This is a genomic window from Jatrophihabitans sp. GAS493 (assembly GCF_900230215.1).
GTDB lineage: Bacteria > Actinomycetota > Actinomycetes > Mycobacteriales > Jatrophihabitantaceae > MT45.
Map to the genome: position 1 here is coordinate 1,022,187 of NZ_LT907982.1, position 22,083 is coordinate 1,044,269.

The 22,083-nt window shown below is 69.0% G+C and carries 19 protein-coding genes; 6 read left to right on the forward strand and 13 right to left on the reverse strand.

Annotation, left to right across the window (positions count from 1 at the left end; genetic code table 11):
• Window positions 1-63: 63 nt before the first annotated feature.
• The 5 genes from CPH63_RS04700 to CPH63_RS04720 form a co-directional block, all read right to left on the reverse strand.
• Window positions 64-1,161 (reverse strand): 3,4-dihydroxy-2-butanone-4-phosphate synthase, encoded by a 1,098-nt coding sequence (locus CPH63_RS04700; RefSeq protein ID WP_096301790.1) that lies wholly within the window; start codon window positions 1,159-1,161, stop codon window positions 64-66.
• 1 nt (window position 1,162) lies between these two features.
• Window positions 1,163-1,657 (reverse strand): flavin reductase family protein, encoded by a 495-nt coding sequence (locus CPH63_RS04705; RefSeq protein WP_096301791.1) that lies wholly within the window; start codon window positions 1,655-1,657, stop codon window positions 1,163-1,165.
• Window positions 1,654-2,154: an NADPH-dependent FMN reductase gene (locus CPH63_RS04710; RefSeq protein ID WP_096304950.1), complete on the reverse strand. Its 501-nt coding sequence runs from the start codon at window positions 2,152-2,154 to the stop codon at window positions 1,654-1,656. The genes CPH63_RS04705 and CPH63_RS04710 overlap by 4 nt, the downstream gene beginning before the upstream one ends.
• Before the next feature lie 148 nt (window positions 2,155-2,302).
• Window positions 2,303-2,737 (reverse strand): nitroreductase family deazaflavin-dependent oxidoreductase, encoded by a 435-nt coding sequence (locus CPH63_RS04715; RefSeq protein ID WP_096301792.1) that lies wholly within the window; start codon window positions 2,735-2,737, stop codon window positions 2,303-2,305.
• Window positions 2,738-2,816: 79 nt separating this feature from the next.
• Entirely contained in the window at window positions 2,817-3,269 is a 453-nt protein-coding gene (locus CPH63_RS04720) for a MarR family winged helix-turn-helix transcriptional regulator (RefSeq protein ID WP_096301793.1), read from the reverse strand.
• 239 nt (window positions 3,270-3,508) lie between these two features.
• Here CPH63_RS04720 and CPH63_RS04725 point away from each other — a divergent pair, with 239 nt between their 5' ends.
• The gene (locus CPH63_RS04725; protein WP_371364853.1) at window positions 3,509-5,221 is read left to right on the forward strand and encodes an ABC transporter ATP-binding protein; all 1,713 of its coding nucleotides are present in this window, start codon (window positions 3,509-3,511) and stop codon (window positions 5,219-5,221) included.
• A 30-nt stretch (window positions 5,222-5,251) separates the two neighbouring features.
• Complete coding sequence (locus CPH63_RS04730; RefSeq protein WP_096301794.1) at window positions 5,252-6,145, forward strand: amidohydrolase family protein; 894 nt, start codon at window positions 5,252-5,254, stop codon at window positions 6,143-6,145.
• 43 nt (window positions 6,146-6,188) lie between these two features.
• On the opposite strand, the gene CPH63_RS04735 is transcribed toward CPH63_RS04730, so the two are convergent.
• From CPH63_RS04735 to CPH63_RS04745, 3 genes are all read right to left on the reverse strand, one after another.
• On the reverse strand, window positions 6,189-7,820 hold the full coding sequence (locus tag CPH63_RS04735; protein ID WP_096301795.1) for an esterase-like activity of phytase family protein: 1,632 nt from the start codon (window positions 7,818-7,820) through the stop codon (window positions 6,189-6,191).
• A gap of 73 nt (window positions 7,821-7,893) precedes the next feature.
• The gene (gene pepN / locus CPH63_RS04740) at window positions 7,894-10,440 is read right to left on the reverse strand and encodes an aminopeptidase N (protein WP_096301796.1); all 2,547 of its coding nucleotides are present in this window, start codon (window positions 10,438-10,440) and stop codon (window positions 7,894-7,896) included.
• On the reverse strand, window positions 10,437-11,183 hold the full coding sequence (locus tag CPH63_RS04745; RefSeq protein WP_197704577.1) for a Type 1 glutamine amidotransferase-like domain-containing protein: 747 nt from the start codon (window positions 11,181-11,183) through the stop codon (window positions 10,437-10,439). Before CPH63_RS04745 ends, pepN begins: the two co-directional genes overlap by 4 nt.
• An 18-nt stretch (window positions 11,184-11,201) precedes the next feature.
• On the opposite strand from CPH63_RS04745, the gene CPH63_RS04750 reads away from it, so the two are divergent.
• Window positions 11,202-11,513 carry a 4a-hydroxytetrahydrobiopterin dehydratase gene (locus tag CPH63_RS04750; RefSeq protein ID WP_096304952.1) on the forward strand — a complete coding sequence of 104 codons (312 nt, stop codon included), beginning with the start codon at window positions 11,202-11,204 and terminating at the stop codon, window positions 11,511-11,513.
• A gap of 12 nt (window positions 11,514-11,525) precedes the next feature.
• Here CPH63_RS04750 and CPH63_RS22550 read toward each other — a convergent pair whose 3' ends face one another.
• The 5 genes from CPH63_RS22550 to CPH63_RS04770 form a co-directional block, all read right to left on the reverse strand.
• Window positions 11,526-11,696: a hypothetical protein gene (locus CPH63_RS22550; protein ID WP_172892158.1), complete on the reverse strand. Its 171-nt coding sequence runs from the start codon at window positions 11,694-11,696 to the stop codon at window positions 11,526-11,528.
• Between the two features lie 39 nt (window positions 11,697-11,735).
• Window positions 11,736-12,449: an ABC transporter ATP-binding protein gene (locus tag CPH63_RS04755; protein WP_096301797.1), complete on the reverse strand. Its 714-nt coding sequence runs from the start codon at window positions 12,447-12,449 to the stop codon at window positions 11,736-11,738.
• Complete coding sequence (locus CPH63_RS04760; protein WP_096301798.1) at window positions 12,446-13,312, reverse strand: ATP-binding cassette domain-containing protein; 867 nt, start codon at window positions 13,310-13,312, stop codon at window positions 12,446-12,448. Before CPH63_RS04760 ends, CPH63_RS04755 begins: the two co-directional genes overlap by 4 nt.
• Window positions 13,309-16,455 (reverse strand): FtsX-like permease family protein, encoded by a 3,147-nt coding sequence (locus CPH63_RS04765; protein ID WP_096301799.1) that lies wholly within the window; start codon window positions 16,453-16,455, stop codon window positions 13,309-13,311. Before CPH63_RS04765 ends, CPH63_RS04760 begins: the two co-directional genes overlap by 4 nt.
• A 107-nt stretch (window positions 16,456-16,562) precedes the next feature.
• Window positions 16,563-17,693: a HoxN/HupN/NixA family nickel/cobalt transporter gene (locus CPH63_RS04770; RefSeq protein WP_371364856.1), complete on the reverse strand. Its 1,131-nt coding sequence runs from the start codon at window positions 17,691-17,693 to the stop codon at window positions 16,563-16,565.
• A 187-nt stretch (window positions 17,694-17,880) separates the two neighbouring features.
• Between CPH63_RS04770 and CPH63_RS04775 the strand changes: the two genes are divergently transcribed.
• The 3 genes from CPH63_RS04775 to CPH63_RS04785 all read left to right on the forward strand — a co-directional run bounded on the left by CPH63_RS04775 (window position 17,881) and on the right by CPH63_RS04785 (window position 22,049).
• Window positions 17,881-19,284: a hemolysin family protein gene (locus CPH63_RS04775; RefSeq protein ID WP_096301801.1), complete on the forward strand. Its 1,404-nt coding sequence runs from the start codon at window positions 17,881-17,883 to the stop codon at window positions 19,282-19,284.
• Window positions 19,281-20,333 carry a hemolysin family protein gene (locus CPH63_RS04780; protein ID WP_096301802.1) on the forward strand — a complete coding sequence of 351 codons (1,053 nt, stop codon included), beginning with the start codon at window positions 19,281-19,283 and terminating at the stop codon, window positions 20,331-20,333. Before CPH63_RS04775 ends, CPH63_RS04780 begins: the two co-directional genes overlap by 4 nt.
• A gap of 240 nt (window positions 20,334-20,573) precedes the next feature.
• Window positions 20,574-22,049, forward strand: a complete 1,476-nt coding sequence (locus CPH63_RS04785; protein ID WP_096301803.1) for a PAS domain S-box protein — start codon at window positions 20,574-20,576, stop codon at window positions 22,047-22,049.
• Window positions 22,050-22,083 lie beyond the last annotated feature (34 nt).

Below are 22,083 nucleotides of genomic sequence, written 5' to 3' on the forward strand. Positions count from 1 at the left end.
GGGACAACTCTGCCAGACCGGGCTGACTACCGGGCCAGCCCGCGCGGCGGGCGATGCGACGGCTTACCGGGCCAGAAGTTGCGGGACCTCGCCCAGGCTCACGGTGCGCTCGATTCCGAGGTCGAGCAGCATCTCGGCCGCGACCGACTGCTGCTCCGCGGTGAGGGTGGCCGGGCAGGCGGAGCCACCGGCCAGACCGGCCAGCGTGTCAGTCAGCCGCGTCGAACCGCGCTGTCCGGTCCGCAGGTACAGCACCACACCGTTGCCCCACCGGCCGAGCTCCTCGAGGGCGGCCTGCAGGCGCTCGCCACACGGGCATCCGAAGGACCCGAAGACATCGCCGATGACGCACTCGGCGTGCAGGTAGACCGACGGCGGCCGGGTCGCCGTCCAGGTGCGGGCCTCAACCAGCGCCAAGTGCTCGGCGCCGTCGATCGTCGACCGGAAACCCACGGCGGTGAAGTTGCCGGCCGGAAGCGGCAGCCGGGCCTCGGCCTCCTGCTGAACCTGACGCTCGGTACGCAGCCGGTGGGCCTTCACCTGCCGGATCTCGACCACCTGCAGTTCGTGGGTCGCGGCAAAACTCCGCAGCTCCTGCGGTGCGGCCAGCTCCGTCGGGTTTAACTCGCTGACGACCGAGGCGAGCACGGCCACCGGCCGGAGCTCGGCCAGTGCCGCGAGGTCAGCCGAGGCCTCGGTGAGCCCGGCCCGGGCCAGCACGCCTCCGTTGACCGCGCGCACCGGAACGAGGTGGCCGGGTCGGCGCAGGTCGGCCGGTAGGGTCGTCGGGTCGGCCAGCAGTCGCGCCGTCCGAGCCCGGTCGAAGGCGGAGATGCCGGTGCTGATCCCCTCCGATGCATCCACGGAGACGGCGAACGCGGTCTGGCCGCGGTCCTGGTTCTGCGAGGTCATCGGTGGCAGCCCGAGGCGATCGGCCAGGTCGGCCGGAAGGGCCGCGCAGACGAAACCCGAACTGTGCCGGACCAGGAAGGCCATGGCCTCGGTGGTGACCGCCGCCGCGGCGACGACCAACACGCCCTCGCCCGTTCCGGTGGTGGTGTCGATCAGGATGACCGGACGCCCGGCGGCGAGTTCCTGCGCGGCGCGGGTCACTTCGGGCACACCCAGCTCGACCGGGGTCAGCGTCAGGGAGCGGGACATGTCAGGCCTCCAGCCGGCGGAATCGACTGGCGTGGAAAACCAGCGGGGCGACCTCGGGGTAGGACTGAACCGCGATCACCCGCAGCAGCACGATGTCATGGTCACCGGCCCGTACCTCGTTCTCGATCGAGCACTCCAGGCGCAGCGCGGAGCCGTCGATGAACACCGCACCGTTCGCGCTCTCCTCCCAGCCGACCTGGTCGAATCGCTCGGCCGCCCGGGCGGAGAGGCGGCGAGCCACCTCGTGGTGATCGGCCGCCAGCACGCTGACGCCCAGCCGGGCCGCCGGGCGTAGCCGGGGCCAGGTGGTGGAGGTGTGCGCGACGCAGACCGAGACGAGCGGCGGCTCAAGCGACACCGAGGTGAAGGAGCTGGCGACGAGGCCGGTCGGCTCGCCGTCAATGGTTGCGCAGACGGCGGTGACGCCGCTCGGGTGCGAGCCGAAGGCACTGCGCAGCACCTCGCCGCTGAGCTGGTCGTGGGTCAGCACGGTCATGACACCCTCGCCCCGGCACCCTCGGTCAGGAAGCGTTGCGCGCCGTCGACCCAGGGCTGTAGGGCGGCCGAGGTCTCCCACTCCGAGTCGAGTAGGTACAGCGCCCGCGACGGGAGCGACGCTCCGAGCTCAACCAGCACCGGCTTGAGCAGAAGCTCCGGGGCCAGCGCGTGCTGCGGCCCGGCCCCCAGCATGATCGCAAAGGCGGTGACACCGTCCAGTCCGTTGCTCGGGAACTGGTCGAGGAAGAGTTTCAGCAGGCCGGTGTAGGTGGCCTTGTAGGTGGGCGAGGCGCAGATCAGGTAGTCGCTCTGCTGTACCGCCGCCACTGCCTGCGCCACCGCTGGGTCACCCCAGCCGATCAGTCCAGGGCCGAGGGTGACGACGTCCACCACCACGTCCGCCGGCCGTCCGGTGAGCCGCTCGGCCACCAGGGTCGCCGCCGCGAGCGTGCGTGAGTTCGGCTTCGGGTTGCCGGCTACCACTGCTACCTTCATCGACTTGCCCATCCCCAATTACTGTTTGCCTATCGTCTTGATAGGGAAACTGTACTACGGGGAGCGCTCGCGCCACTGTCGTCAGTGTCACCGCTTTTGGCACAGCGACCGGGAATATCCCTGCAGGTGTGCCAAAAGCGTTGGTCGTTTAGGCGGGCTCCAGCACGAAGACGGGGATCTCGCGAGACGTCTTCGTCTGGTAGTCGGCGTAGGAGGGGTAGGCCTCGACGGCCCGTTCCCACCACTGGCTGCGCTCCTCGCCGGTGGCCAGGTGGGCCACCATGTCCTGGCGGGTCGGGCCGTCCTGCAGCTCGACCTGCGGGTCGGCGGCGAGGTTGTAGTACCAGACCGGGTGGGTCGGGGCGCCTCCCTGGGAGGCGACGACCGCGTACTGGCCCTCATGCTCGACGCGCATCAGTGGGGTCTTGCGGATCTTGCCGGATTTGGCGCCGACGCTGGTCAGCACGATCACCGGTAGCCCGAAGAGGGTCGTCCCCTCGGTGCCGTCGGAGGACTCGTAGAGCTCGACCTGATCCCGGGAGCGCTTGGACGGACTCGGTTCATATTCACCTTGTAGAGGCATGACTCCATTTAACCGCCGGTATGCGGTTGTGCACAGCTCTGGAGTCTCTCAAGCACCGCGGGCGTGCCAGATTCCGGGATCAGTCCGGGTCGGCGGCGCTGAGCCGGCTCAGGATCTGCATCAGGGTGGCCCGGTCGGCGGCGCTCAGAGTGCCGAAGAAGTTGGCCGCCTCGGTGCGGCGGGCGTCCCGGATACTGCGGTTCAGCTCGTCGCCGGCGGTGGTGAGCTCGACCAGCGTGGCACGCCGATCGGCCGGATCCGGGTGTCGCCCGACCAGGCCGCGCTCTTCGAGGGTGTCGATCACCTCGGTCGTCGAGCGGGCGGCTATCCGTAGATGATCGGAGAGTTCGCTCAACCGCATTGCACCGTGACGCTGCAGGACCCCGAGGGCCCGCGAGAGGGAGGGGGTGATCTCCAACGGTGCCAGCGTCTGGAGCGAGAGCCCCCGCAGCCGCCGGGCCACCCCCCAGAAGGCCTCGACCAGCGTCTCCTCGTTGACCGCGCTACTGGGTTCGCGCTCCTCCGCCGTCATCGGAATAGATTATCAGCAGAAGCTGTTGTAGCCTCATATTGAGGTTACCTCAGTAACAAATACGCAAGCATCTACTCCTATTCAGGGAGGTACGTCTTTTGCCGACGCAGACCCGAACCGAAAACCACATCACCCCGGACGCCGCCCCTCGCGGGTCGAACGGGGAGCCTACTGAGCATCGTCGGGGTGGCCCCCGTTCGGTCAGTGCGGCCGACAAGGCCCGCGCCCGAGAGGTCTCTCTGGGGCGCATCGCCCGCCTCTTCACCCCCTACCGTCTCGCGCTGACCGTCGTCACCGCGATCATCGTCGCGTCATCGATCGTCGCGATGGCCTCGCCCTTCCTGCTGCGCGCCGTCATCGACCAGGCCCTGCCTGAGCAGAACCTCCGGCTGCTGGTCTGGTTGGTGGTCGGCATGGTCGCCGTCGCCGCGGTCACCTCTGCCCTGGGCGTGATGCAGACGTGGATCAGCACGAAGGTCGGCCAGCAGGTCATGCACCGGCTGCGCACCGACGTCTTCGCCCATCTCCAGCGCCAGTCGATCGCATTCTTCACGCGGACGCGCACCGGCGAGGTGCAGTCCCGCATCACCAACGACATCGGCGGGATGGAATCGGTGGTCACCTCGACCGCGACATCGATCGCCTCCAACCTCACCACCGCGATCGCCACTGCCGTGGCGATGGTGGCGCTCTCCTGGCAGCTCTCGCTGGTCTCGCTGGTGGTCATGCCGCCGGCGATCTACCTGACCCGCAAGGTCGCCCGCATGCGTCGTGCGATCACCGCCGAACGGCAGCGGGAACTCGCCGATCTCAACGTCACCATCGAAGAGGGGCTGTCGATCAGCGGCGTCCAGCTCAGCAAGACGATGGGCACCGGGGCCGCCCTCATCGAACGCTTCACCGAGTCGTCCAAGCGGCTCATTGACCTGGAGCTGCGTTCCGAGCTCGCCGGTCGCTGGCGGATGGCGTCGATGAGCGTTATTTTCGCGGCGATTCCGGCCGTCATCTACCTGAGCGCCGGGCTGCCGGCGACCGCGGGAAAGCTGAGCATCGGCACCCTGGTCGCCTTCACCGCGCTGCAGTCCAACCTCTTCCGCCCGCTGATGGGGCTGCTCGGGGTCGGAGTCACGCTCACCAGTTCGCTGGCCCTCTTCGCGCGGATCTTCGAGTACCTCGACCTGCCGATCGATGTCGCCGATCCGGCGCACCCGGTGGCCGTGGACCCGGCACGCTCGGCCGGTCACGTCCGCTTCGAGGACGTCACGTTCCGCTACCCGGGCAGCGACAGCGCGGCCTTGAACGCCGTGAGTGTGGACGTCGCGCCCGGCTCGACGCTGGCCATCGTCGGAGAGACCGGCTCCGGCAAGAGCACGCTCGCCGCGCTGACTGCCCGTCTCTACGATCCGAGCGGCGGCCGGATCACCATCGACGGCGTCGACCTGCGCGACCTGCGCCTGGCCGATCTCTCCGAGATCGTCGGGGTGGTGAGCCAGGAGACGTACCTGCTGCACACGACGGTGCGGGAGAACCTGCGCTACGCCAAGCCGTCGGCGACGGACGCCGAGATCGAGCAGGCGGCCCAGGCGGCCCAGATCCACGGGCTGATCATGGGACTTCCGCAGGGTTACGACACGATGGTCGGATCGCGGGGTCACCGCTTCTCCGGCGGGGAGAAGCAGCGGATCGCGATCGCCCGGACGCTGCTGCGCAACCCGCGGGTGCTGGTCCTGGACGAGGCGACCAGCGCCCTGGACAACGACACCGAACGGGCCGTCCAGCGGGCCTTCGACGAGTTGTCGGCCGGCCGGACGACGATCACCATCGCCCACCGCCTCTCGACGGTCCGCGATGCGGATCAGATCGTGGTGCTTGACCACGGCCGCGTCATCGAGACGGGAACTCACCACAGTCTCCTCCAGGAGAACGGACGCTACGCCGGACTGGCGGCCTGACAACGGAGCCTGTGAAGTAGCGTCGCAGGCATGGTTGACGGGCCGAAGGCGGAGGCGTCCGAGGTGCGTCAACACTGGCAGTCGCTGGGCCTGCCGGGGCTGGCTGACATCCATGTGCACTTCATGCCGGAGCCGATGCATCGCAAGGTGCAGGGTTTCTTCGACAATGCCGAGATCAACTACGGCCGGGCCTGGCCGGTGCACTACCGCGGCACCGAGGAGCAGCGACTGCGGCTGCTGCGTGACTTCGGGCTTCGCGGGATCCCGTCGCTGACCTATCCGCACAAGCCGGGGATGGCCGCCTGGCTCAACGACTGGTGCGCGGAGTTCGCCGCCCGGGTGCCCGACGCGGTGCACTCGGCGACGCTATATCCGGAGGAGGGCGTCGGCGACTATGTCGAAGAGGCGCTGGCCGCCGGGGCGCGGCTGTTCAAGGTGCACGTCCAGGTCGGTCGTTTCTCACCGGCTGACGAGCTCCTCGACCCGGCGTGGGGGAAGCTACAGGAGGCCGGCGTCCCGATCGTGATTCACGCCGGTTCGGCACCGGCGCACGGGCGGTTCACCGGCGTCGGGCATGTCCGTGAACTGCTCACCCGGTTTCCCCGCCTGACCCTGGTGATCGCTCACCTCGGGATGCCGGAGTACGACGCCTTCGCCGATCTGGTCGACGATTTCGCGAACGTCCACCTGGACACCACGATGGCCGGTACCGAGTTCGCCGACGAGTACGCCCCGATGCCGGCGCAGTACGTGCAGCGGCTGGCCGATCTCGGCGACCGGGTGGTCCTCGGCGTGGATTTCCCCAATATTCCTTACCCGTATGTCACCCAGCTCCAGGCCTTGCGGCGGCTGGAGCTGGGTGACGATTGGCTACGGGCGGTGCTCTGGACGAATGGGGCCCGTCTGATGGGCCTCATCGCCTGATTAGTAGTGGTATCGCCCGAGCCGGTAGTGGATATCGCCGGAACTAGTGGTGGATGCCGGGCGGCGTCACGAAGATGGAGACCGTGGCAGTGCTGGTCGGGTCGTTCAGCTTCGTCGTGTCGATGGCCAGGTACTCCCCGTCGTCCTGCTGCCCGTTCGGCAGGATCTTCGGTGCCAGAGTGAAGGGCGCCGACGTCCCGGTGACCCCGGAGATTCCGAAGTCGTTGTCGTTGCTGACGATGAGCGTCTTCCCCTGGTCAGTGGTCGCCACGCCTTCGACCTTGTCGTGGCCGAAGAAACCGCCGGTCGGGTCCAGCCTGGTCAGCAGTCCGCCGAGGTCGACGTCGAGGGTCTTGCTCACCGGGGTGATGCCGACGCCGGCCAGGTCCGCGGTGGCGGTGGCCGTGTCGTCGGTTCCGACGTAGGCGTCGATCGACTGGGCGTTCGCGCCGACCAGCAGGCCGCCCTTGGTGGCGTCATAGGTCGCGCCGGGGACGCTGGCCTTCGGACCGACATCGGTCGCGTTCGTCAGGTCGATCGTGAAGAGCTTCTTGTAGGCGTTCGGCTCGAACTTCCCGTCCCGCTCGTCGACGACGAAGGTCGTGTTGGTGAGTGCGGTGATCTCGCTGACCGCTCCGCTGTTCACCTTCGGATCGTCGAGTAGGTACAGGTACTCGTGGGTGGCGTGCGACTTCAAGGCGTAGGTCACGATGCGCAGCGTGGTGACGCTGGCCGGCTTCTTGGTGAGGTCAGGGGTCTGCAGGGCGGACTGCATGATGCCGACCAGGGTCTTGCCGTCCGGCGTGACCGTCAGCCCTTCCATGCCCTTGTTCGGCACCCGCTGGGCCAGTTCGGCCGGCAGCGACGCGTCGAAGGGCGAGAGGCGTTCGATGGCCTTGCCGTGCTTGTCGAAGTGGGTGATGAACGGGCCGTACTCGTCGGAGACCCAGAACGTGCCGTCCTTGAGGGCGACCAGGCCTTCGGAGTCATAGCCGTTGGGGCTGGTCGGGAGTACGTTCCCGTCCAGATCGGTGATCGTCTCTCCGGTCGAGGCCTGCGAATTGACCAGACCGTTGTACGGCGTGCCGTCCCCGGCCTTCAGCGGGATCGTCTGCTCCAGCACCGCGGAGCCGTTCACCAGCTTGAACTTGCCGATCGCCGGATCGAAGGAGGAGATGGGCTCGATCTTGGTGCCGTTCGGGCCGTCGACGTTCGGCCCGCGGTCGGTGAGGCCGTAGACCTCGTTCTTCGAACCGGGCACCGGAGCCAGCGACGAACCGTAGGCGCCGCCGGTGATCTTCACGCCGCCGATCGTGGCCAGTGGGGGTAGGTGGGTCTGGTAGAGCGTCACGGCGTCACTGACGGTGTAGTCGAAGCTGTCCACGCCGCTGAAGCCGGCCGCCGGTACGTAGCTGAAGGTCCCGTCGGGGTTCAGTGTCAGGGTGCCGTGGGTCGGGTCGGTGTGCGAGACGATCGCGGTCGGTCCCCCTTGATCGTTGCCCAGCACGCTGGCGCGCGCCTTCAGCGTGTGGTCCTGGCTCAGCAGATAGGCATCAGACTGGGCCAGTAGCGCGGCGTCCGGTTTTCCGGCGTCGGCGCTGGCCGCGGCGCAGACGGAGACGGCAGTGAGGGCGAACGTGCCGGTGACAGCGAGCGCGATAGCTCGACGTTTCATCAAAACTCCCCATGATTTACTCAGGATCACGCGCCCGGTGGCGCAGTCCAGGGTGAGTCTTGACAGCCGAGGTTTACAGCAGCTGGCCGCGCGGCGACCGCAAGATGAACAAAGCTCGACCCAGATCGTCCATGCGGTCGGTGAAGTGCCGGCGCAGGGCCGGTGAGAGGCTGGGGTCGCTCAGGCAGGCATCGAGAGCGGCCAGCGTCGCGCCGCTCGCCGCGTGCCGGGGGAAGGCCGAATTCCCCAGGATCTTGGCGATCTGCGGCCCACGACGCTGCGCCGTCTCAGCGGCGGCTGGAAAGAACCGCGGCACCAGCTCGCTGGTCAGGCTGCGCTGCTCGGGCCACCAGAGTCCCTGCCCGGCGGCGGTGAATTGACGGGCACTGAGCTGACCCGACTCGGCCGTCCGGGCGAACATGGAGCTCCAGGCGGCCTCCTTCGCTTCGAGGTCCGGCCGGGCGGCCCGGCAGCGCAGTGCGCCTTCGTGGCCGATGGATGACCGGTCCCGCTGTAGCTCAGCGGTGATGTCGTCGGCCGAGCGGGCGCCGAGCACGGCCAGACGCAACTGGATTCGCCAACGCAGGTCCGGGTCAAGCACCGGGCCGTCCGGTACCCGGCCCGCGGCGAGCCAGCCCGGCAGCTGCGCGACCGAATCGGATGAGGTCAAGGAATCAATCAGCACCCGCAGCGCGACAAGCCGCAGATCGGAGCCCGCGGTCCCGGCCGCCGAGGTGGCCGAAGCCGCACGAAGCCGGGCGCAGACCTCGGCGATGACGGCCAGACTCTCGTCCCGCTCGGCATCGAGGAGGTACCAATCGATCACCTCGTAGCGGGCGGCGGCCAGCACGCTGCGCACGATAGCCGGGTCGACCTCCAGCGGTAGCTGTCGCCCGACCAGATCGATGTATTCGGTCGGCGGCAGATCACCATCGCGGACCATGTCCCGGGCCGTCGTCCAGAGCACGGCGCGGGTGATCGGCTGGGGGATCGAGCTGAGCGCGCCGCTCAGCGTGGCCCAGGAGTCGGCATCCAGCCGCAATTTACAGTAGTTCTCGTCGGACACATTGAGCATCACGGCGGTATTCCGGTCAGCTGTCTTCGGGTCGGCGGCCGGGAGTGGCAGCAGTGTCTCGTCGGTCGAAATGTCGACCGGCAGTACCTCAGCGGCCTGCAGACTCGCCTCTGTATCACTGATGAAAGTCTGAACCGAGAGGCGGTAAGGACGGCTTCCCTGGCGTCGCACGACGAAGTTCCCGGCCGCAGTGGTCGCGGTGCTCAGCCGCTCGACACCGGAGGTTCTGATCCACTCCGCCGCCCAGGCGTGGACGTCGAGTCCGGAGGTCAGGGCCAGCGAGTCGAAGAGGTCGTCGTGGGTCGCGCTGGCGAAGCGGTGACGGGTGATGAAGTGATTGATGCCGGCCTGGAACGCCTCGTCCCCGAGCCAGGCCGCGAGCTGCCGGAGCACCGACGCACCCTTGGCATAGGAGATTCCGTCGAAGTTGGCGAAGGCGGCGTCGGTGTCGCCGACGTCCTCGGCGGCCGGCGCGACCGGATGCGTGGTGGGCCGCTGGTCGGCGTCGTAGGCCCAGGTCTTACGGGCCATGGCGAAGTCCGTCCAGGGATCGGAGAAGGCGCCGAGTTGACCGGTGACTTCGAATCCCATGTATTCGGCGAAGGATTCGCTGAGCCAGAGGTCGTCCCACCAGCGCATCGTCACCAGGTCGCCGAACCACATGTGCGCCATCTCGTGAGCGATCACCATGGCCCGGCTCTGCTCCTCGGTGCCGGTGACCGCCGACTGGAAGAGCAGTTCGTCGCGGAAGGTGACGCAGCCGGGCGTCTCCATCGCGCCCCAGTTGAGCCCCGGTACGAAGGCCTGATCGTAGGAGTCATACGGGTACGGCTCGTCGAAGAGTTCGGCGTAGCGATCGAAGCAGGCGTGCGTGATGGCGAAGATCTGCGGGGCCTGCGCGTCGAGCTGCTCGGCGAGAGAGGCCCGTGAATACAGTGCGAAGGGCAGCTGAGCGTGCTCGGAGGTAACCGAGTGCAGCGGCCCGGCGACCAGCACGAAGAGGTAGGGCGACAGTGGCGGGGTTGGAGCGAACGACCAGCGGTCTGCCGCCGCGTCGCGAGCGGCCAGTAGCCCGTTCGAGACGACTGTCCAGTCCGGCGGGGCGATGGCGGACACCTCCAGCACCGCTTTGAGGTCCGGCTGGTCGAAGCAGGCGAAGACATGCTGGCTGACGTCGCTGCCGCCGTAGGCGCCGACGTAGGTCTGCCCGTCGGCCGGGTCGGTGAAGCGGTGGACACCCTCGCCGGTGCGCGAGTACGGGAGATTGGCCCGGATGAGAAGCTCGTTCTCCGCCTGCAGGTTGTTCAGCTCGATGCGGCTGCCCTCGGCCGCGGCGGGGATGTCGACACCGTTGAGGACGACGCCCAGGAGCGTCTCGCTGTGAATCTCAATGAAGGTGGCGGTTCCGGGCTCGGAGCAGCCGAAGCGGACCAGTGTGGCCGACCCGAAGACATCTTCACCGAGGGTCAGGTCCAACTCGATGCGGTAGCGGTGCACGGTGAGCAGTTCGGCCCGGCGCAGCGCCTCGACGCGGGTGAGGCTCATATACCGATGCTCTCCAGCGAGAGCGCGCTCCCCGCACCGTGGCGGGTGAGGACCGGGCCGTGATGCCCCGCCGCGATCTGGTGCACCCCGCCGGCCCCGGCGACGACGGCCGCACCCCCGTCGATGATCAGCGCCGTCTCCTCCTCTATCGCCAGCCCCGAGGCCACCAGACCGGACTGGACCGCGGCCGCAGCTCGACTCAGCGTCCCCCACGCGTCGGCATGAACGTCGACGCCGGCACCGATGAGTCCAAGACCGGGCGAGACGGTGATCTCGTCGAGGTCCTCGCCGGCATCGGCCGGGCAGATCGGGTGCCCATCGAGCAGCCAACCGCCGAGGATCGCGTCTCGAGAGGCGATCGCCGCACCGGCGGAGAAGCCGGCATACGGGCGGCCGGCGGCCAGCCAGGTTCGCAGGTCGGCCGCGACCGGGACCAGCGCGTGCGCATAGGCCGGGGTCAGACCGCCGCCGACGAGCAGGGCGTCGGCCCCGGTATCGACGAGCAGGTCCGGCTCGAACAGTTCGCCGACGGCGACCAGGAGCGGGATCGGACGGCACGGGGCGAGGGAGGTCAGCAGACCCTGCCATCGGGTGAACTCGTCGGCCCCGTGGCCCTCGTCGAGGAGGAGGCAGGCAACCGTGGGATTGTCGCCGGCGGCCCGCAGAAACGGCGAATACAGCGCGGCTGCCGTGACGCTGCTCCAGCCGCCGCCGATCAGCGTGATGTGCACAGGTTCGGCCACAAGGAGCAGTATGAACCCATGAGTGCCGCACTGATCAGCAAGGATGATTTGGAGGTCGGTCTCGCTCAGCTACCGGCCTGGCAGAGTTCAGGAGAACCGGGGGTTGCCGCCGGTGCATCGATCACCCGCAAGGTCGACGCGCCGAGCTTCCTGGCCGGTATCGGATGGGTACGCCGGATCGCCGAGGTGGCCGAGGATGCCGACCATCATCCCGACATCGATATCCGCTGGCGCAGTCTGACCTTCACACTGAGCACCCATTCGGCCGGCGGTCTCACTCGCAACGATCTGGATCTGGCCGCCCGCATCGACGAGATCGTGGCTGGCTGAGGTTGACCTGAGTCAGGCGCCGACGGGCACACTGTCCGGGTCGTCGGGGCCGGGCATCGGCTCGACCGGGGCCGGCGGCAGCGTCTCCGGTGTGTCCGGCAGCAGCGGCCCGGCGTCGTCCGGTACGGGTTCGTTCGGGTTGATCGGCGGCAGGCTGTCGGGATCGGGTCCAGGTTGGGTCATAGCTCTACTCCTACCCAAACTCGGCGAGTCCGCACCGCTTCAACCCCCGGGACGGTCGTCACGCACGATGGTGACGGCCCCCTCGTCGAGGCGCAACTCGGCGTCGCAGACCGCGGCCGCGTCCGGATCGTGGGTGGCCACCAGCACCCCGGCCCCACGCTCGGCCTGCAGCCGCAGCAGCGCCATCACCCGAGTTCGATTGGCGGCGTCGAGTTCGCTGGTGGGTTCGTCGGCCAGCAGCAGCGCACCCTCGACGACCAGCCCGCGGGCTACTGCGGCCCGCTGCTGCTGACCGCCGGAGAGCTCCTCGACCAACTGCCCCGACGCGTCCTCCAGACCGAGGAGGGCCAACGCCTGCTGGGCCCGGTCCCGGGCGTCCGCGCGGGTGCCGGCGCCGCCGAGTAGCGGCAGCGCCACATTCTCAAGTGCGGTGAGGACCCGCACCAGGGCATTCCCCTGTGGAATGAGAACCACCCGCAGTTCATTGGCCTGTTCCGCGCTGCGCAGCGGCTGGCCGTTGATCGAGATCTGACCGGAGGCCGGGTGGATCACCCCGGCGAGCGAGTTCAGCAGTGAGCTCTTCCCGGCGCCGGATCGTCCGGTCAGTGCTATCAACTCGCCCGGCCCGACCTGCAGCGAGACCGCAGCGACGGCCACCGTCTGACCGTAGGTCACGCTCACCTCGCTCACCTGCAGCAGGTGCTGTTCGTCGGTTGAGGCGTCATCTCCGGCCCGGGCATGGCGGGGCGTCATGGCGTTTCCCCCTCGGAGTCGGATTCGCGCGGACGCAGTTGGATGACACCCTCCTCGGTGATCTCGACCCGCAGCAGATCGCCGGAGGCGAATCGGGCACGAATTTCGGGCGGAAGTTGCACGGAACCGTCGCGGCCGACGACCACGAACTCCTCACCCCCACGCCCCTCGGCGCCGATGCGGCCGTCGCGGATGGTGATCGTGCGGGGCATCCGGGCCGCCACGTCGGGGTCGTGGGTCACCGTGATCACGGTTGTCCCCAGCTGCGCATTGACGTCGGTGATCGCGTCCAGCACCTCGTCGCGGTGACGATGATCGAGCTGGCTGGTCGGCTCGTCGGCCAGCAGCAGTCCGGGGAGGGCGGCCATCCCGGTGGCCACCGCGACCCTCTGCAACTGTCCCGGAGTGAGCGTCGCCAACGGATGGTCGAGCTCATCCGCCAGACCGAGCAGCGCCAGCACCTCGCCGGCCGCCGGCAGGTCACGGCGTCCCCGGCGCCGTGCGGCCCGCTGGGCGTAGGCGACGTTGCGCCGCGGTGTCGCGTAGGGCAGCAGGTTGCGCGCCGCCCCCTGCAGCACGATACCGACCTCGGTCGCTCGCATCCCGTCCAGGTCGTCGGGCTCGACCGCCGCCAGGTCGTGGGCGCCGACCCGCAGCCGCCCCGCGCTCGGGCGCTGCAGGCCGGCCAGCAGGGTGAGCAGCGTCGACTTCCCCGAGCCGGAGGGGCCGAGGAGGCCGACCATCTGCCCCGGGGCGATCTCGAGGTCGACCGAGGTCAGGGCCACCACATCGTTGCCTTCGACCCGGTAGATGTGCACCAGCCCGTGCGCGGAGACCGAGAGGCCACCCGATCCGGTCGTCACTGCGCACCCCGGTGTATCTCGGCGACATCCGAACCCGTCGTGAGCCGTAGTGCGACGAGCCAGCCGATCGCCCCGAAGAGGAGGGTCGTGACCACGGCGGTGACGGCGACCGCCGTCCAGGCGGTACCGAGCAGCGAGACGGGCACCAGCGGCGGGGTGGAGAAGATCGGTAGCGACGGCAGCACCAGTGCCGCGCCGACGACGCCGACCACGACACCGGTGAGGACGCCCAGCAGCACCCCGAGGAGCTGTTCACCAACCGCGGCTCGACGTAGCGTGCCACCCGGGACCCCGACCAGGCGCATCGCGGCGAGATCACTTCGACGCACGCGCCGCGAGGTCAGGGCGACGGCGATGATCATCAGTATCGCCACCAGCATCGCCACCACGGCGGCCAGCAGCGCGAAGGTGACGGCCCAGGCTGGAGGGGTCTGCGCCAGCAGTCGGCGAGCCTGGGACGCTGTCTGCCGCTCGTCGATGGTGATGCCGTGAGCGGCGAGCGCCGAGAAGAGTGGCCGCTCCCGGGCCGGGTCGTCCTGGCTCAGCCAGATCTGAAAGGTGTCCCCGGTCGTCGTGGTGCCGCTGGCCGCTATCGCCAGGCTCAGATCGGTGAGCAGCGGCGTCCCCGTGGTGCCCAGTCGCGGCAGGTAGGGCGCTTGAGCGACCACACCGAACGTCTGGGGCAGGCCGTCGATGCCGGTGGTGGCGGCGCTCGGCGGAAGGGGACCACCGCTGATCGCCGGAATCACGGCGGGTAGGTCCCGGTGCCGCAGCGCCGCCTCGCTCCCCTCGTTGACCGCTAGCAAGGCGAGACCCGGACCGCCGGGGTCGCTGTCGAAACGCAGGTACTCGTCGGGACCCGGAGGCGCCGAACCGTCGGCCGGCGGCACCACTCCCCAGTCGCCCGGGGTGCCCAGCGAGACCGGCGTGAGGACGCTGCCGCCGGCCACGTAGAGCTGGCTGATCCGCAGGTCGAGCTGCACCCGTTCGTTGTCCGACGCGGCGCGCTCGAGGGAGATCTCCCGTAGCTGGCACCCGGGCGCGCAGCCGCTGATCGGGATGCTGAGCAGCAGCCCGGAATGCTGCCCTTCGGGCACCGCCACGTCGGCCGCGGTCGACGATCCGTCGGAGCGGCGCAGCCCGAACCGCAGCGTCACCGGGCCGGGCGTCGAGGTGTCGTCCGGCACGCGGGTGAGTGAGGAGGAGCTCGCGGTGAGCTGCAGGCGGTCACCGGCGAAGCGAATCGGCGCGGCGGCCGCCGGTGGGCTGAGCTTGGCCAGCGCCTGCGGTGAGGGGCGGTCGGCGCTCTCCAGCCAGGAGGCGACGGCGGTGAAGGCCGCCGGTTCGGTGGCGATGATCGGCGAGACGGCGTTCTGCGGCTGCTGCAGCACCACCGGCACGGCGTACCCCTGGGACGGATCGGCCGACTTCACCGCGGCCTGCAGCTGCGTCGGCGTGGTGGCCGAGGTCGTCAGCACCACCGGGGCGCCGACCTCCAGCCCAGCGGCCTTCGCCCGGTTGTAGGCTGCCACGCTCCACTGGTCCACCGCGGCGACGGCCAGCGCGGTGGTGATGCAGACGAGCAGCAGTACCCGCCGGAAACCGCTGCGCCGGGCGGCCTGAAGCACGGCCAGGCCGGGGCCGAGGCGGCCCGACCAGACGAGCCGGCCACCGATACCGTCACAGGCGCGGGCCGCGAGCTGCGCCGCCAGCAGCCCGACGGCGACGGCCAGCAGCGCCGGCACCAGCGAGACCAGCAGATTCTGCCGATCACCGGAGAGAGCCACCACCACGCCGGCCACCGCGGCGGCGAAGATCGTCGCCTCGATCGCCCCTACGCCACGCCGCCCGACCACTCTCGCGACGGTGCGCAGTAGCTCCAGGACGGGGCGGCGGGCGGCGCGCAGCACCAGCATCGCGAAGATGCCCAGAGCGATGAGGGCGCCGGCGACGGCCGCGAGGACCGGCGCCCAGCGCAGTTCCAGGCCGACGCCGGCGGGCAGCTGCGATCGGGCCAGCATCAGCGTGACGAGCCAGGAGAGCGCGAGGCCCGGCAGCAGGGATCCGCCGACCAGCGTCGCCGACTCGGCCAGGAATGGGCCGGCCGCCGCACGACTACCGCGTCCGCGCAGGCGTCCGAGGGCCAGCTCCGGCTGCCGCTGCTCCACCTCGGCGGCCACCACCAGCGTCATCACGGCCAGTACGACGAGCGCCAGCTGCAGGGCGAAGGCCGGGATGATCGAGCGGGACTGGCTTCGGGCGTGCTCCACCGTGTCCAGCAGCGCCGGGAGGTCGGTGACCACGTTGATCGTCTGGCCGTTCTCCGCCGCCGTCTGCGCCACTGTTGCGCTGTGGGCGGCGGCGCTGCGCAACGGTGGGATGTCGTCGACGCCGACGTGGTCGACGACCAGGGCAGCCTGCGCGTAGCGATCGAAGGGGTCGGGGATCGGCGCGTCGGAGGGGCGCCCGGCGTTGAACTGCGTTACCTGGGTCATCAGGTTGGCGGCGTAGCTGGGGCTGATGAAGAAGGTGTCGACGTAGCGGGCCACCGCGCCGGCCTGCGACTGCGTGTAGGTGCCGGTCGCCGACGAGTATGTGCGTCCGAACCAGTAGTCATCGCCGGAATCGATCGGGGCGTAGAGCCCGACGATCGTGGCCGAACCGAGCGGATAGGACGGGCCGCCGTCGACTACTCCGTTGAGCGGGACCGCCTGCCCGAGTTGCAGCTTCAGCGCCTTGGCGCTGGCGGAGCTGACGACGATCTCGCCGATCGCCCGCGGGCAGCGTCCGGCGAGGAAGGTGAGATGGGCGCAGAGTTGGCTGCGCGTGGAGACGGTCGCCGAGTAACTCTGTCCCTGCAGGGTCGTCTGCAGGTGGTTGTTGTCGGCGCCGGTCACCGGCGCCCGGAAGAGCCGGGCGGCATCACCCGTCGGCATCGCGGTGAGGGCGTCGTCAACGGTGTCGGCGTGGGCGGCGATGCCGCGAGCCGACGGCGAGGCCTGACCCAGGGTCGTCTGCAGGGCTGCCTGCTCTACGGCTCGCTCGTAGAACGGGCCGACGGCGAAGGCGGCGACGGTGAGGGTCGAGAGAACGAAGAGGAAGGTGGAGTACCAGGCGCGGTGACGCAGCCGGCTGACAAGCACCGCGCTCCCTCCGCCGCTGGACTCAGGCTCCTTCTCTGCACCTTAGCCGGGGACACCCGGGATGGACCCCGCGGCTATTCGGCGGCTATTCGGCAGCTATCCGGCTGCTATTCGGAGGTGACGAGTTCCGGCTCGCGGACGCCGGCGCTCCACTTCTGCTCGATGTTGCCGAAGCGCCAGATGGCGACCGCGCCGAGCCAGGTGACGGCGAAGGCTCCGACGATCACGAAGCCGACGGTGTTCAGATCGAGCCCGGAGATCCAGTCCCAGAACGGGCCGCTGAGGTTCAGTTGCTGCGACAGCACCGAGAGCAGTTCGACGGTGCCGATGACGAAGGCCACCGCGATCGACAGGCCGGTGATCGTCAGGTTGTAGAAGACCTTCCGGACCGGCTTGGAGAAGGCCCAGTCGTAGGCGAAGTTCATGAACGTTCCGTCAATGGTGTCCAGCAGGCTCATGCCGGCGGCGAAGAGAATGGGCAGCACCAGGATCGCGTACCAGGGCAGCCCGGTCGCCGCCCCGGCGCCGGCCAGCACGAGAAGCGCCACCTCGGTGGCCGTGTCGAAGCCGAGCCCGAAGAGCATCCCCACCGGGTACATCTGCCACGGCTTGGTGATCGACTTCATCCGACCACCGAAGATCCGGTTCATGAAGCCGCGGTTGTTGAGCTGGGCCTCGAGTTCGGCCTCGTCGAAATCCCCGGAGCGCATGTTGCGGAAGACGCGCAGGATTCCGACGAGGACCACCAGGTTGATGGCGGCGATGATGTAGAGGAAGGTGCCGGAGACGCTGGTGCCGATGAGCCCGGTGTAGTGGTGCAGGTTGGAGTTGTCGTCCTGCACCGGCCCGACCAGATGCCGCACACCGAGGGAGAGAAGGACGGCCAGGCCGAAGACGATCGACGAGTGGCCGAGGGAGAACCAGAACCCGACCGAGAGCGGACGCTGCCCGTCACCCATGAGCTTGCGGGTGGTGTTGTCGATCGCGGCGATGTGGTCGGCGTCGAAGGCGTGCCGCATACCGAGGGTGTAGGCGGTGAGACCGACGCCGAGCCCGAACGCCTTGGTGCCGACGCTCAAATGCTGCGGAGCCACGGCCGCAGCCAGGATGACCCACCCCAGCACGTGCAGGAAGATGACGAAGCTGGCCATGCCGCCGACGCGGCCCCATTCGCGAGGGGTCAGCGCATACCGGATCCGCGTGAACCGCGACCCCGAGCCTCCGCTCACGCCGCGCACGCCGGTCGGGCGGGTCGGGGCAGTTGGGGCAGTTGGGGCTGATCTGGTGCTGGACAACGCAAGTACCCCCCGATGGCTGGCTGGTCGCTCTCCGTTCCAGCTTATTGCAAACACTTGGCAATAAGCGAGGAGGGGGTCGCTTCGGGCCAACCCGGGGTGGCGGCAATGCTCGCTTAGACTGCCGCTAATGTCCGAGCTCCTGCTGCTGCTCATCAGTGCGCTGCTGATACTGGCCTGCGGTCTCTTCGTGGCGGCCGAGTTCGCCTTCATCACCGTCGACCGCTCGAGCGTCGAGCGGGCGGCCAAATCCGGCGACCGGCAGGCGGCCGGGCTGCGCGCGGCGCTGCGCCACCTCTCCACCCAGCTCGCGGGCGCCCAGCTCGGGATAACCGTCACCAACCTGGCGATCGGCTTCCTGGCGGAGCCCGCGATCGCCTCCCTGCTGCACGGGCCGCTGACCTCGATCGGGCTCCCCTCCGGCGCAGCCGACACCATCGCCGTCACCGTCGCGCTGCTGATCGCCACCGCCCTGACGATGATCTACGGCGAGCTGGTTCCGAAGAATCTGGCCATCGCCAAACCGATGACGGTGGCTCGGCGGGTGCAGCGTTGGCAACGAATCTTCACGCGCGCCGTCGCCTGGCCGATCCGTCTCCTCGACGGCACCGCGAACCTCATCCTGGGCTGGTTCGGGATCGAGGCCCAGGAGGAGCTCGCCTCCGCGCGCTCGGCCGAGGAACTCCTCTCGCTGCTGCAGCGCTCGGCCGCGCAGGGGACGCTCGCCACCGACACCGCCGACCTGCTGCAGCGGTCACTGGGCTTCGGTGAGAAGCGGGCCGGTGACGTCCTGACCCCCCGCGTCGATATGCAGGTCGTCGCCCGCAGCGCGCCGGTGGCCGACGTCATCGCCCTCACGATCCGTACCGGGCACTCGCGCTTCCCGGTCACCGGTGATGGTCCCGACGACATCGTCGGCCTGGTCCACGTCAAGCACGCGGTGGCGGTCGCTGACGCCGAGCGGGGCCGGGTACCGGTCGGCGATGTGATGGTGTCGGTGCCGCAGGTGCCCTCATCGCTTCCGCTGGACCCGCTCCTCGAGTCGATGCGGGCCGGGGGCCTGCAGATGGCGGTGGTGGTCGACGAGTACGGGGGCGTCGACGGGCTGGTGACGATTGAGGATCTCATCGAGGAACTCGTCGGCGACGTGACCGACGAGCATGACCCGCTCAGCGCGCCGGCCTGGCAGCGGGCGGACGGGGCCTGGGTGCTCTCCGGGCAGTTGCGCCCGGACGAGATCTTCGACCTCACCGGCGTGCGCATCCCGGAGGGGCGCGGGTACGAGACGGTCGCCGGGCTGATCGCCAAGGAACTCGGTCGGATTCCGGGCGTCGGTGACGAGGTCGATCTTCCGGCCGGGGACGTGGCCGCTGCCCGCTCGTCGGACTCCTCCGGCACATCGGACACATCGGCAGAGGCGTTCCGGCTGAGTGTGCTGCAGGTGGTCGGTCGCCGCGTCGACCAGGTGCTGCTGACTCCAGCTGACCCTGATGCCGAGTCGGCCGGCCACCGCCCGACCGGGGAGGCCTCATGAGCAGCGGCTGGGGTCTGCTGCTGGCCGTGCTGCTGCTGGTGGCCAACGGTCTCTTCGTGGCGGCCGAGTTCGCGCTGGTCTCGGTCCGCCGCTCGGCCATCGAACCGCTGGCAGCCAAGGGTTCGCGCTCGGCCCGCACGACCCTACGGGCGATGGAGCAGGTATCGGTCATGATGGCCGGGGCTCAACTCGGAATCACCGTCTGCTCACTGGGCCTCGGGGCGATCGCCGAACCGGCGCTGGCCCACCTCCTCGAGGCTCCGCTGCACGCGCTCGGACTGCCCGATGACCTGCAGCACCCGCTGGCCTTCGCGGCGGCACTGCTGATCGTGGTCGGGCTGCACGTGGTGCTGGGCGAGATGGTGCCGAAGAACCTGGCCCTGGCCGGCCCCGAGCGCACGGCGACCGCGCTGGCGCCCGGGCTGGTCGCTCTCGTGCGGGTGCTCCGTCCCGTCGTCGCCGGCCTCAACGCGGCGGCGAATGCGACCCTGCGGCTATTCGGCGTCGCGCCGCAGGCCGAGGTCGCCAGCGCCTTCACCCGCGATCAGGTGGCCGACCTGATCGAGGAGTCGCACCGCGAGGGGCTGCTCGATGACGATGAGCATGAGTTGCTGGCGGGCGCCCTGGGTATCGACACCCTTCCAGTGCTGAGCGTGCTGATGCCGCTTGACGGGCTGGTGACGCTGCCCGTCGGCTCAACTCCGCGAGAGATCGAGGCGGTCGCCGCGTCCACCGGGTTCTCCAGATTTCCAGTGCGGGACGCGTCCGGAGACCTCACCGGTTACCTGCACCTCAAGGACGTCCTCTCGACCGAGGCGGCGACCCGCGACGCCCCGGTCGCGGCGACCCAGCTTCGTCCGCTGATCAGGATCGGCGCCGACGAGCCGCTGCGTTCGGCACTGAGCCGGATGAAGATAAGCGGCGCCCATCTGGCCCAGGTCAGCCAGGCCGACGGGACGGTGGTCGGCGTGGTCGCTCTGGATGACGTCCTGGAGGAACTGGTCGGCGAAATTCGAAGCGGCTCACCCGATGCTGGCTTATCGGATTAGCCGGTGTCGATTTGGCAGCATTTCAGGTATCTGGGCAGACTATCTATTGTCAGTGACACTTCGTATAATTTGGCGCCTACCCCGGTCGTAGGGGTACGCGCACTTCAGTGTTGGATGTAGGTGTAACAACGCATTTTTCATCGTCAGGCTCCGGACTCGCCGTAGCTCAGCTCAGGCCCGAAATGAGCGGCTGTGTACTGCGGAACCCGACGAATCTTAAGGTGATGGGGATGCACCTGAATGAGTTCCAACGACGCAATTCCGGGCGAGAGACGGACCGCCGCCGGGCGTGAGCCTGCGCCCGAAGCTCGGGTCGATCACGGCCTCACGGCGGTCGTCGCCACGACATTCAGCGGAGTGGTGACCTACTGGTCGGATGGCGCGCAGCGCCTCTACGGGCTACCTCGGCGAGGCGCCCTGGGCCAGAACATCGCCTCGCTCATCGATTGGCATATCGCCCCGGACGATCTGGCGCACCTGGCCCAGATCGGCGAGGGTGGCGTTCGAGTCTTCCGCCACCCGGTTCGGCTCGCGGACGGCAAGCACGTTCACTTCAAATCGACGGCGAGTGTCGCCGCCGGACCGGATGGCGCGCTCGAGATCATCTTCGCCTCCAGCCCGTTGCCCGCCTCGACCGGCGGTGGGGTGGAGCGCGCCGGTGCCCCCTCCGGCTTGGAGGCCGTCGCCGAGATGAGGTTCTTCTGCGACGAGACGATGAAGATCGAGTACGTCGGCGCGTCACTCACCGCGATCTTCGGCTACCTGCCGCGGGATGTCATCGGCCTGCGGGCGCCGGAGTTCATCTTCGAAGACGATCTGGCCGCCTGGATGGGGGCCTGGAACGCCGCCATCTCCGATCCCGGCCAGAGCCACGTCGCGCAGGTCCGGGTCCGGCACAGCAACGGCCAGTGGCTCTGGATCGAAGAGAGCATCGTCAGCAAGCTGGACGATCCCGAGGTCGCCTCAGTGGTGGTGAACGCGCGCAACGTCAGTGACCTGCGGCGTACCGAGGACGTACTGGCGGCAGCGGAGCAGACGCTGCTGTCGGTGCTGGAGACGTCCGTGGAGGGCGTCTGGATCGTCGACGCCTACGGCACCACCATCTTCGCCAACGAGCGGTTGGCCGAATTCCTCGGAATCAGCCGGAACCGAATCCTGCAGAGCCGGCTGGAGCAGCTGGACGACATCGCCCTCTGCCGGATGGTGCGCGAACAGAACGTGATCCGCCTCCCCGGAGCCCGCGAACAGCTTGAGGGCCCGTTCGCCGTACCAGGCGAGGGAACCCGCTGGCTTCGGGTGGCGATGGCTCCCCGCTACGACCACTTGGGAGCGTTCGCCGGCAGCATTGTCATGTGCAGCGAGGTGACCGAGCAGCGCGGCGTCGGCACCGGCCCGCTCTCCCGACTGCTGGGGGCGGCGCCGACGGTTCCGGTGCCGCTCGGGCAGGTGCCGCCGCGAGCCGGGAGCCTCGCCCCGCAGCTCGGTGACGAGCAGCAGGTGCGCAGTGCGGTCGCGCGATCGCTGACCATGATCTCGCCCAGGGAACTGGAGGTGGTCGTGCGGCTGGTGATGGGCGACCGGGTGCCGGCCATCGCCGAGCGCCTCTTCGTCAGTCAGAGCACGGTCCGCAACCAGCTCTCATCGGTCTTCCGCAAGGTCGGGGTCAAGTCACAGCAGGACCTGATTGCCCTGCTGCGCGGCGACATCGAGGAGTAGCGCCGCGACGCCGCCGCGCAACAGCAGAGCTGAG